Source organism: Rickettsia asembonensis (assembly GCF_000828125.2).
Lineage (GTDB): Bacteria > Pseudomonadota > Alphaproteobacteria > Rickettsiales > Rickettsiaceae > Rickettsia > Rickettsia asembonensis.
This window is the reverse complement of sequence record NZ_JWSW01000042.1, coordinates 1-9,572: the sequence shown is the minus strand read 5'-3', so window position 1 is coordinate 9,572 and position 9,572 is coordinate 1. Positions and strand designations below refer to the sequence as shown.

The following is a 9,572-nucleotide window of genomic DNA, read 5'->3' as shown; positions in this document are numbered from 1 at the left end:
GGGAGCATTTAAGTCTCAAATCAAGGCAAAAAAAGCATTTACGATATAGTATTAGATTCTACTGAAAAAGAGATAAACATGCTAAAAGATGAAATTGCATTTTTATTAAAAAATCCTGTTACAAAAGAAGATATAGAGAGAATCGAGCAACGTTTAGGAGAGTTGGAAAGCCGAATAATGACTTAATAAAGCAGCTGTTAATCAAAAGTTTGTTTGACTATTTCATACCAACAATTTTCAGGAGCGGTTGCTTTATTACTAAAACCGCATATAATTAGCCGATCTTTAGCTCTTGTCATTGCAACATAGAGTAGTCTTATATATTCCTGTAAGTCTTTTAATTTTTCAGCTTCTTTCAGATCTTGTAAAAATGTGGGTGTGTCCGCAGCATTAGCAGAGAAGAACATTCGACCTATTTCATAACTCGCTTCTAAAGGTAATTTATACGTCAATCCGGTACTCGCATCCTCACGTACTAAAGTGTACGCTGCGGTGCTGCGTGCCGTGTTTCCTTCAAATTCCTCTTTATTAGCTGACGTTTGAAAGAGGTCTACTTCCCCTTTATCGTCCCAAATAAATTTATTGCTACTTACCGACAAAGTAGTAGAATCGCATAATATAACGATAGGAGCTTCAAGCCCTTTAGAGCCGTGGACGGTCATTACTCTTATTTTGTCTGAATGCTCCATATCACGTTTGATGTAGATATCGTTATTCTCAAACCAAGCAATGAATCCTTGCAGTGAATTATCTATATCATTTGTATAGTTTTTGCTTAATGTTAATAGCTCATTTATCATATCATCATCGTAAATTTCTCGTAAATTTAGATTATTCACCACTAAATCAAAGAAATTCTCAACAGTAGATATTTTATAAATTTCAATTAGGGAATTTAACTTAGCGTATATTTCTTCACAGGCAGATAGATTATCCCATAAACTATTAGACCTCTTCGGAAACTCTACTTCTAGGGGTAATTTGTACGTCGAACCGGTGCTCGAATCCTCACGTACGCTTGTGTACGATGCGGTTCTGTGCTCCGTGTCTCCTTCAAATTCCTCCCTATAAGCGAGTTTCCGAAGAGGTCTATTATCGGTTTTATTTACAAGAAGTTCGTATAATTGCTCTTCGTTCATACCGATAATCGGCGATTTTAGTAAGCCGGCAAGGTTTAAATCATCATCAGATAATAACACAAATTTAGCTATCGAGATTAAATCCATTATCGTTAGATTTTCTTTAAGGTTAATTCTATCGCTTATCTCAACTTTAAGCTTCGCTTTGCTAAGTTCTTTTATCAGATTATTACTAAACTCATCTCGTTTTCGTACTAATATCATGAAATCTTTTTCAGATATTCTGCTTACGGTAGATGGCAAAATTTCTTTGCTTTCTATTTGCTCTTGTATAAAATTTACGATTTTTTCTATGAGTAAATCAGCGGCGGATTTAGAATTTTTATAATCTTCAGGTAATGCCCAAAAAAGTTCTTCTTGTTTTTCACTGGTTACTAACGGCCATACCGCTATAGAGCCTTGATGTGTACGAAACGAGGATATTAAAGGATTATCCGAAAGGAATAAACCAGGGTAACTAGATTTTATATTTTTCAAAACATTATGAGTAAATTGTAAAATCTCTGCACATGATCTATATGAGCATTCAAGCGTGATATTTTTGAACTTCTTATTAGCATTTGTAAGATTTGTTTTTAGTTGCTCATTCACTAAGCTGAAATTATGAAGATCAGCTCCTTGAAAACTGAAGATAGATTGTTTATCGTCACCTACTATGAAAATTGTCATCCCGCGACTCGATCGCGGGATCCAGTCTTTCTTTATTTTTTCCTGGATACCGTGGCGGGGCCTTGGTATGACATTTTGTGGCTTATCTACAGCATTAAACTCTGTTATTAAAGTGGTGATAATATTCCATTGCTGGGGGCTTGTGTCTTGTGCTTCATCGACAAGAATATGATTTATTTCACTCTCCAGCTTATGTAGCAACCATTCATGTGTAGTTTTATTATTCAGTAATTTCTCGGTGTAATAAATTAAATCATCGTAATCGAGTAAATTATTTTCTTCTTTATATGAATCGTATTTTTCTAAAATAATATAAGCAAGTTTAGTAAGTAAATTCGTATGATATTCTAGCTCCTCTATGCGACGCAGCTCATCTAATCGGTAAATTTCAGAGGTGATTTTTTCTAGCTCTAACAATAATTTAGGATATTTTCTTATTAATTCTTTCGATAAAAGGCTTTTACGTTTTTTTCCGTCTTTGGTAAAAAAAATTTCTTTCGGTTCTATTTCCAAATCATATTCTGCAAATAAGTTTTTTACCTTATCGTAAATATTATTTAATTCCCCTAACGCTAATCTTTTATTAGATATTTCTTTCGGAATAGTTTTATGAGTAAATAACTTCTTGAATTTAATTTTCTGCTCGATTATTTCAGTAAAAATATCTTGCAATGTTATTTCATGAAAGCGGTTAAGTAAAATTTTAATTAAATCATTATGTTCATCGCTTAGGTAAATTTCATTTCTGATATTTAGAAAAATATCTTGCAATTTGGTTTCTTCAAGAATCTTAAATTCCGGTATGATACCTGCTTCTAAAGGAAAAGTGTTAAGGATTTTTTGACAAAACGCATGAATTGTATAGATATTTAAAGGCTCGTTGCTATTTAGGATTTTATCGTATAAAGTTTTTGCGTTTTCTATTTCTTGCGGTAGCGGCTTATTGCCGCTCATTAAGAAGAGTTCATTTTCTAATTTTTCTGCATCACAAAGAGAAAGATGTTTAAGTTTACTATTAATTCTTGCTTGCATCTCTATAGAAGCAGCATTAGTAAAAGTAAGGCATAAAATATTTGTAGGTTCTACACCTGTTATTAACAGACGTAAAAATCGATCGGTTAGGATTTTGGTTTTACCGGTACCGGCTGAAGCCAATACCCAAACGGAATAATTAGGATCGGATGCTTGTTGTTGTAGATTGCTCATTTATAAATCTTTATTGTATAGCGGTTATGTCATTCCTGCGAAAGCAGGAATCTAGGGTAAAGCGAGATAAATCAAGCTTTTAAAAAGTCTTAAAGCACTGGATTCCCGCTTCCGCGGGAATGACATAGATGCCCTACGAAGAAATAACATTACGCTTATAAACAATATAAATCACTATTAAAGAAATAGCGAGACCAAACCAAGTTAGGGCATATTCTAAATGGTCATTTCTGATTGCTGCTAAATGATTTATTGAAAGAGGTAATAAAATATCTAGATTGCTAATATCTTTTCCTTCCGCAATAATATAAAAATTCTCTAGATTTAATTCTAAGGTTTGAGAGGCTTCTTTTAAATCTAAAGTTAGCCACACATTATTTTTTATATCGTTAGCAGGTAAGTAGCTACGAGTTTTTTCAGACGGCATAGTAACACCGATAATCTCATGTTGTTGGTCGTTTGTAGCTTGGATGATAATATTTTTATTGCAATTACTAAACCAACCTCGTGCTACTAAAATAATTTTATCTTCTATAGTTTTAAAAGGAGTAACTAAATAATATCCGTCTTTTTCACTCGACATTGACCTTCTACCGTATAAATATATGTCTTTATTAGGCAAAAATTGACCGGTAATTTTTACTTTGTGATAAGGTAAATTGTCTTGAATTTCTGCTAAATTAATTGCTGGTGAGGTAAGATTAGCTTGCATTGAGGCTAAAAATAATTTCTTTTCTTTTAAACGACTAAGCTGCCAAAAGCCTAAAGAGATGAGTATTATAAAAGTTATAAGTACAAGGAAGTTTGTTTTCATAGGTAAGTTTTAAGGGGATTGTTGTTAAAAAAGCCTGTAGTGTCATGCTGTGGCTTGACCATGGAATCCATGAAAATAAAAAAACTGGATACCGTGGTCAAGCCACGGCATGACACCGGACGTATTTTTAGATCCACGCAACAAAGCCTCGCGGGAATAACATTAATTAAGCCGGTATTAAAATCTTATTTATGAACTCTTTATGTTTTTGCAGCTCTTCTTTTGTAGGTTTAATAACAATAGTAGCTTGCTCTGTTTTGTTATTTACTTGATTAGTTGCTAAATTATTTATTCCGGCAGATTTATCAATCATCTTAAAAACGGATTGTCTACCACCCGTTAGTTCCACATATACTTCTGCAAGTAATGCCGCATCTTTCAAAGCCCCGTGAAGCTGCCTACCTGAATTATCAACTTTAAATCTTTTACATAATGCGTCAAGATTATATTTTGAGCCTGGAAACATACTTCTGGCCATAACTAGAGTATCTATAGCATTGGACAGTTGTAAAAGTTTGATTTCGGCTCTCTTTAATAATGATAATTCATGATTTAAAAACTTAATATCGAAAGGAGCATTATGAATAACAAGCTTGCTATCTGCAATAAATTCTAAAAAATCATCGGCTATTGTATGAAATAGAGGTTTGTCTTTTAAAGATTCGCCGGATATGCCATGAATTCTATAAGCTTCAAACGGCATGTCTCGCTCAGGATTAATATAAAAATGAAAATTTCTGCCTGTTAATACCTTATTCACCATCTCAATTGCACCGATTTCGACGATTCGGTGACCTTGTCGTGGGTCAAGTCCCGTAGTTTCGGTATCTAAAATTATTTCTCTTAAACTCGACATTCCCAATCCTTTATTATTCTTTTAAAATCGTCATTGCAAGCGGGTATTGTTGCGTGGATACCAAAACCGTCATTACGAGGAGTGAAGCGATGCGGCAATCCAGAAAATAATTAAAAAAATTCTATAAATCAGAATTTTTAACTGGATTGCTTCGTCGAATTACTACGTAATTCTTCTCGCAATGACGACTGGGGGTCTACGCAACAATGCCTACGCGGGAATGACATAAGTACCATACAACAAGCTTACAATTTCCTCGCAATGACAAGAATTAGCTTCTCTATTTGTTTTTCCAAGTCTAACATATCAACGCCGCTATTTATAGCAAAATCTGCTTTTGCTATTTTGCTCTCTTGTGATAGTTGAATTTCTTTGATTTTATTATAAATCTCTATATCAAATGAAGTTCTCGTTATTGCTCTTTGCATTCTTATTTCTTCAGAGCAGTATATTGTTACGACAAAATCAAAATATTTATCAAATTTAGCTTCATAAAGCAACGGTATTTCGGCAAAGCCAAACTTGGAATTAGCATTTTCTTTTTTAAATAAAATCAGTTTATCTATTAGTAATGGGTAACTAAAATTTTGTAGTTTTTCTCTAGCTAGGTCGTTATTGTAGATTAAATTACTGATTTTTCCGATATTGAAAGATTCAAGTTCAGGGAGTAATTTTAAGATTTGAGTTTGTACGTTCAAATCTTGATATAATTCTTTTATACATCTATCGGCACAAAAAGTTTTATATCCTTTTTCTGCTAAAGAATCCAAAATAAAAGTTTTCCCCGATGCATAGCTACCGGTAATACCTATTGCTAACATTTTGTTATAAAAATTTTATGTTCATTAGCGAGTTTTATAGTTAATTCTTCTTCGACTATAATTACGTTATTTTTCTGAATCGCTACTCCTTTGTAATTATATTTAGCAAGATTCTTTATAGTATCAGGACCAATTGTTGGCATATCTAGTCTATTATCTTGACCTAATTTCGGTATTTTTACTAGCACTCCTCCATAAGGATTTTTATGTAAATCTGCACATCTTGCTATTAAATTATCCGTCCCTTCAGCAGCCTCTATACCAAGTATGTAACCATTTTCAACTATAACCGATTGTGCAATATCGAATGAACTTAAATGATTCAACAATTTTACTCCAAGCTCAATATCATTTTTATCTGAATTCGTAAGGGTGGTATCAGTTATAATATTGGAGTTATCTTGTTGATTTTTATATATTTCGTTACTTGAAATTACTTTAAAACCATAGCTTTCAAAAAAATCCGCTACTATTTTTAGCAAATTATCATCTCCTCGAATTTTTTGCCCAACTATTTTGAAAAGCAATAAACTGCCTATTTTATCTACGGATAAATTTTTAAAATTCGGTCTATTAATTCCGCCGATAAAAATAATATTTTTTACCTCCTTATCCTTAAAATATTTTATAGCTTCACCAATCATACCGATTTTTAAAATCTTATATTCAAAATCTTTAATTTGATCTATATCAGCTTCGTCTTTAATCGCCGCTATATAACACTTGCCGCCTTGCTTTGTGTAGTTACTTGTTATTAAGTAAGGTAATGAACCTCTGCCTGCAATAATTCCAAGATTTGGTAGCATGATTAAGTTTTTAATTTAGAATTCTAAAAATTTATTATAAGTCCATTTTTAATATAAATCTAGAATTCTTATTTGACCTTTACATTTTAATCAAATTAAGGCATAATATTTGGTGCTAATATAGCTATAGTAATAAACGTAATTTAGAATAGAGGTTGCGGACTCGGGGGCAGTACCCGACGCCTCCACCAAAACTTTCTAAATAACTTGCTTCTAAAGGTAATTTGTACGTCGATCCGGTACTCGAATCCTCACGTACGCTTGTGTACGCTGCGGTTCTGCGTTCCGTGTCTCCTTTAAATTCATCTTTATTAGCGGCGTCATTTAGAAAAGTTTAAATATATAATAAAGAGTAGACAATACGAAGATCAACTTCAAAAAGAGTAAGGAGTTCACAAGGCGAGGAGCGGAGCGTATACTTAATGCGTGAGCACCGCAGCTCTTGTAGAACGACGTAGCCAATTTTTGAAGTTCATCGAGTATTTTTTGGGGGCGAAATAGGATCGACGTGCCTAATAAAAAGATTGCTTTTACTCGGGATGATTCCGCCGATGGCTTTTGCCATATGGGTCAAAACAAAGAAACGCAAACGATAATAATCGTAACGTAGGTGCAGCTTTAGCAGCTTAATCCTACGCGGCTGGGGGTTTGCCGGGCAACAGAAAAACCCCACATAACTCATATACCTATTTTTATTTTTAGAGTGTATATTTTATTTTTTTTCATATGAATATTGAATATAAAAAATTTATGAATGAATATATGCTAGAATTTGTGAAAAAAATTCTAACTAAGATTCAGCATGAAAATTTATATTGGGATCAGTTAATATACATATCGTACAGAACCGATAACCCTGCGGTAATTTTACCTTCAAAAGTTAAACAGGCATATCCAAAACAGATAACAATAGTACTTCAATATCAGTTTGAAAATTTAATAGTAAATGATACCGGTTTTTCCTTAACGGTAAGTTTTGACGGTGTTAAAGAAATAATTTACGTACCTTTTGATGCACTTATTAGCTTTGTTGATTCCAATAATAATTACAGCCTAACTTTTAATCAGTCGTTAAATATACAAGAAAATCACCAACATGAAGAGGAAATAAGTAATAATAAAAGTTATAAAACTTTATTATCTCCAAATCCAAATGTTATAATGTTAGATAAGTTTCGTAACTCTTCTAAACCTAAACCTAGTTAATGCCCATATATGGATTCAAAAGTAGTTATATATACTGATGGTGCATGTGCAGGTAATCCCGGTCCCGGAGGATGGGGAGCTTTGCTTCAATTTAATGATACTAGCAAAGAAATATTTGGGTATGAGTTGGATACAACTAATAATCGTATGGAAATTACGGCAGCACTTGAAGCATTAAGGATTTTAAAAAAATCTTGTAATGTTGAGATTTATACCGATAGTAAATATTTGCAACAGGGAATTACCTCTTGGATTCATAATTGGATAAAAAATAATTGGTGTAAAAGCAACAATGAACCCGTTAAAAATGCTGATTTATGGCAAAAATTATACGCAGAATTGAGTAAACATACTATTATTTGGAAATGGGTAAAAGGTCATGCAAATAATAGAGGTAATATTGCTGCCGATAAGCTTGCAGTGCAAGGAAGAGAAACTGCTATAGAAATTTTAAAATGTCGTGGATAGATAAGTTTTTTATTACTTTTTTTCACAAAAAAGTAGGAGAAGATGAATTTTTGAATCAATATTATGAAAGCCGTAATATTGATTATTTAGGGCGTCCAAGGAGGTTTGTTATTTATAAGAATGTAAATGAACCTACAAAAATTCCGCCGAGTTGGCACGCTTGGTTACATCATTTAGTAAATGAGATACCGAAAAATATTCAGCTTTTCCCATGGCAAAAGAATAATAAAATAGTTAAAAAGCCGTCTAAAACATTAAATCTTAAATATAGTAGATGGCAACCGTAATTAATTAATAAAATATAAAAAACAATGAAACAGAACATTATTGAAACAATTATCGGCTTTGTAGTATTAATTATTGCTTTGCTATTTTTGATTTTTGCCTACAAAACAGGTAGTTCTATAACTAGCTCAAAAGGTTATCAGGTAACTGCTAATTTTCAGAGTGCAGAGGGTATAGCAGTTGGAAGCGACGTAATGATCTCAGGTATAAAAATAGGTAGTGTAAAGAAAATTACTTTAGATCCGAATAGCTTTTATGCAAGTGTATATCTAAATATTAATGATAATGTTAAAATACCTAAAGATTCTAAAGCCCAAGTAGTCACCAGCGGGTTACTTGGAGGCAAATATATTTCAATTGTACCTGGTAATGATGATGAAAATTTAGCGGCTAATGAAGAGATAAGATATACTCAATCAGCAATTAATATTGAATCATTAATTAATAAAATTGTTTCTTTATTCGGTAGTAAGTAGAAGTAATACGAAATAAAAAATCATTAAATTCAACTGAATCTATTTTGGATTCGGTTTTCTTTATTTTAAAATCTCTAATATATTAATTATTAAAAAGTAGCATTAAGCAAGAAGAGAAATCTTATGATAAATCATTTGTCTATTTTTTTAATATTCTAGGTTTAGTTTTAATAATTATTGCTAATTATTGTTATTGTTCGGATAGTATGGAATTTTATTTTCTTATGCAAAGTGGAATAATTTCTATTATATCTTCTATGGTTATTGAAGCTGTTAGATGTTATTTAAAATACAAAAATAGATATCGTACTCTAGATTGTTTAAGATCAAAAAGTAGAGAGTTAGTAGAGAGCATAAGTACGCCGTTTACTGACTTAGTCTCAACTAAGACCTTAATAAGATATTTACCTACGATAATTCGCTATGTTCCAAGTACCATACTGACATTTTTAGTATATACTTATATTAAAAGAAAATTCTTAAAAAATGTTACATATCCACTTTTAGGTAAGTAGTAATTTATTTCTCGGTTTAGGTAATTCTAAACCGAGCTTTAAATAACTCTGTCTTAACTTAACAAATACAGTTTCAATTTTTGTAAGATTCGCTGTGACTAGGTCATTCCTGTGAAAGCAGGAATCCAAAAAAAAGTATAAATACAGCAAATTTTTGAAATTAAAAGCTTAGGTTATCTGACTTTATGCTGGATTCCTGCTTCCGCAGGAATGACACCTAGCAGTTTTCTTGAGCCATGCAACAACGCTGGTCAAACGAACTAGGTGACAATGAACAGTCACGATTCGTTTATGGAAGTGTTGAGAGATAA

General features: G+C 32.3%; 11 protein-coding genes and 1 other RNA gene. 6 read left to right on the top strand and 6 right to left on the bottom strand.

The window, feature by feature from the left end:
- Nucleotides 1-197: 197 nt before the first annotated feature.
- The 6 genes from SB78_RS05015 to SB78_RS04995 all read right to left on the bottom strand — a co-directional run bounded on the left by SB78_RS05015 (nucleotide 198) and on the right by SB78_RS04995 (nucleotide 6,311).
- The gene (locus tag SB78_RS05015) at nucleotides 198-3,014 is read right to left on the bottom strand and encodes a UvrD-helicase domain-containing protein (protein WP_041079044.1); all 2,817 of its coding nucleotides are present in this window, start codon (nucleotides 3,012-3,014) and stop codon (nucleotides 198-200) included.
- A 133-nt stretch (nucleotides 3,015-3,147) separates the two neighbouring features.
- Entirely contained in the window at nucleotides 3,148-3,828 is a 681-nt protein-coding gene (locus SB78_RS05010) for an SURF1 family protein (RefSeq protein WP_041079042.1), read from the bottom strand.
- The gene (locus SB78_RS08230) at nucleotides 3,825-3,965 is read right to left on the bottom strand and encodes a palindromic element RPE4 domain-containing protein (protein ID WP_158510107.1); all 141 of its coding nucleotides are present in this window, start codon (nucleotides 3,963-3,965) and stop codon (nucleotides 3,825-3,827) included. Before SB78_RS08230 ends, SB78_RS05010 begins: the two co-directional genes overlap by 4 nt.
- Before the next feature lie 29 nt (nucleotides 3,966-3,994).
- A complete protein-coding gene (gene dnaQ / locus SB78_RS05005) occupies nucleotides 3,995-4,684 on the bottom strand; it encodes a DNA polymerase III subunit epsilon (protein WP_041079040.1) in 690 nt (229 codons plus the stop codon).
- A 245-nt stretch (nucleotides 4,685-4,929) separates the two neighbouring features.
- Complete coding sequence (gene coaE, locus SB78_RS05000; RefSeq protein WP_041079038.1) at nucleotides 4,930-5,505, bottom strand: dephospho-CoA kinase; 576 nt, start codon at nucleotides 5,503-5,505, stop codon at nucleotides 4,930-4,932.
- Nucleotides 5,499-6,311 (bottom strand): LpxI family protein, encoded by an 813-nt coding sequence (locus SB78_RS04995; protein ID WP_041079037.1) that lies wholly within the window; start codon nucleotides 6,309-6,311, stop codon nucleotides 5,499-5,501. The genes coaE and SB78_RS04995 overlap by 7 nt, the downstream gene beginning before the upstream one ends.
- A 74-nt stretch (nucleotides 6,312-6,385) precedes the next feature.
- On the opposite strand from SB78_RS04995, the gene ssrA reads away from it, so the two are divergent.
- The 6 genes from ssrA to SB78_RS08225 all read left to right on the top strand — a co-directional run bounded on the left by ssrA (nucleotide 6,386) and on the right by SB78_RS08225 (nucleotide 9,261).
- Nucleotides 6,386-6,985, top strand: a transfer-messenger RNA (tmRNA) gene (ssrA, locus tag SB78_RS04990).
- A 52-nt stretch (nucleotides 6,986-7,037) separates the two neighbouring features.
- Complete coding sequence (locus tag SB78_RS04985) at nucleotides 7,038-7,517, top strand: SspB family protein (protein ID WP_041079036.1); 480 nt, start codon at nucleotides 7,038-7,040, stop codon at nucleotides 7,515-7,517.
- 9 nt (nucleotides 7,518-7,526) lie between these two features.
- Nucleotides 7,527-7,985 (top strand): ribonuclease HI, encoded by a 459-nt coding sequence (gene rnhA, locus SB78_RS04980; protein WP_041079034.1) that lies wholly within the window; start codon nucleotides 7,527-7,529, stop codon nucleotides 7,983-7,985.
- The gene (locus SB78_RS04975) at nucleotides 7,973-8,272 is read left to right on the top strand and encodes an NADH-ubiquinone oxidoreductase subunit NDUFA12 family protein (RefSeq protein WP_041079032.1); all 300 of its coding nucleotides are present in this window, start codon (nucleotides 7,973-7,975) and stop codon (nucleotides 8,270-8,272) included. The genes rnhA and SB78_RS04975 overlap by 13 nt, the downstream gene beginning before the upstream one ends.
- Nucleotides 8,273-8,296: 24 nt before the next feature.
- The gene (gene mlaD / locus SB78_RS04970; RefSeq protein ID WP_041079031.1) at nucleotides 8,297-8,746 is read left to right on the top strand and encodes an outer membrane lipid asymmetry maintenance protein MlaD; all 450 of its coding nucleotides are present in this window, start codon (nucleotides 8,297-8,299) and stop codon (nucleotides 8,744-8,746) included.
- A gap of 101 nt (nucleotides 8,747-8,847) precedes the next feature.
- Complete coding sequence (locus SB78_RS08225; protein WP_241773760.1) at nucleotides 8,848-9,261, top strand: hypothetical protein; 414 nt, start codon at nucleotides 8,848-8,850, stop codon at nucleotides 9,259-9,261.
- The last annotated feature ends 311 nt before the right edge of the window (nucleotides 9,262-9,572 follow it).

Excerpts from the sequence above, each read along its gene's own strand:
- SB78_RS05015 (WP_041079044.1), bottom strand. The coding sequence starts at position 3,014 with ATGAGCAATCTACAACAACAAGCATCCGATCCTAATTATTCCGTTTGG.
- SB78_RS05010 (WP_041079042.1), bottom strand. The coding sequence starts at position 3,828 with ATGAAAACAAACTTCCTTGTACTTATAACTTTTATAATACTCATCTCT.
- dnaQ (WP_041079040.1), bottom strand. The coding sequence starts at position 4,684 with ATGTCGAGTTTAAGAGAAATAATTTTAGATACCGAAACTACGGGACTT.
- coaE (WP_041079038.1), bottom strand. The coding sequence starts at position 5,505 with ATGTTAGCAATAGGTATTACCGGTAGCTATGCATCGGGGAAAACTTTT.
- SB78_RS04995 (WP_041079037.1), bottom strand. The coding sequence starts at position 6,311 with ATGCTACCAAATCTTGGAATTATTGCAGGCAGAGGTTCATTACCTTAC.
- SB78_RS04985 (WP_041079036.1), top strand. The coding sequence starts at position 7,038 with ATGAATATTGAATATAAAAAATTTATGAATGAATATATGCTAGAATTT.
- rnhA (WP_041079034.1), top strand. The coding sequence starts at position 7,527 with ATGGATTCAAAAGTAGTTATATATACTGATGGTGCATGTGCAGGTAAT.
- SB78_RS04975 (WP_041079032.1), top strand. The coding sequence starts at position 7,973 with ATGTCGTGGATAGATAAGTTTTTTATTACTTTTTTTCACAAAAAAGTA.
- mlaD (WP_041079031.1), top strand. The coding sequence starts at position 8,297 with ATGAAACAGAACATTATTGAAACAATTATCGGCTTTGTAGTATTAATT.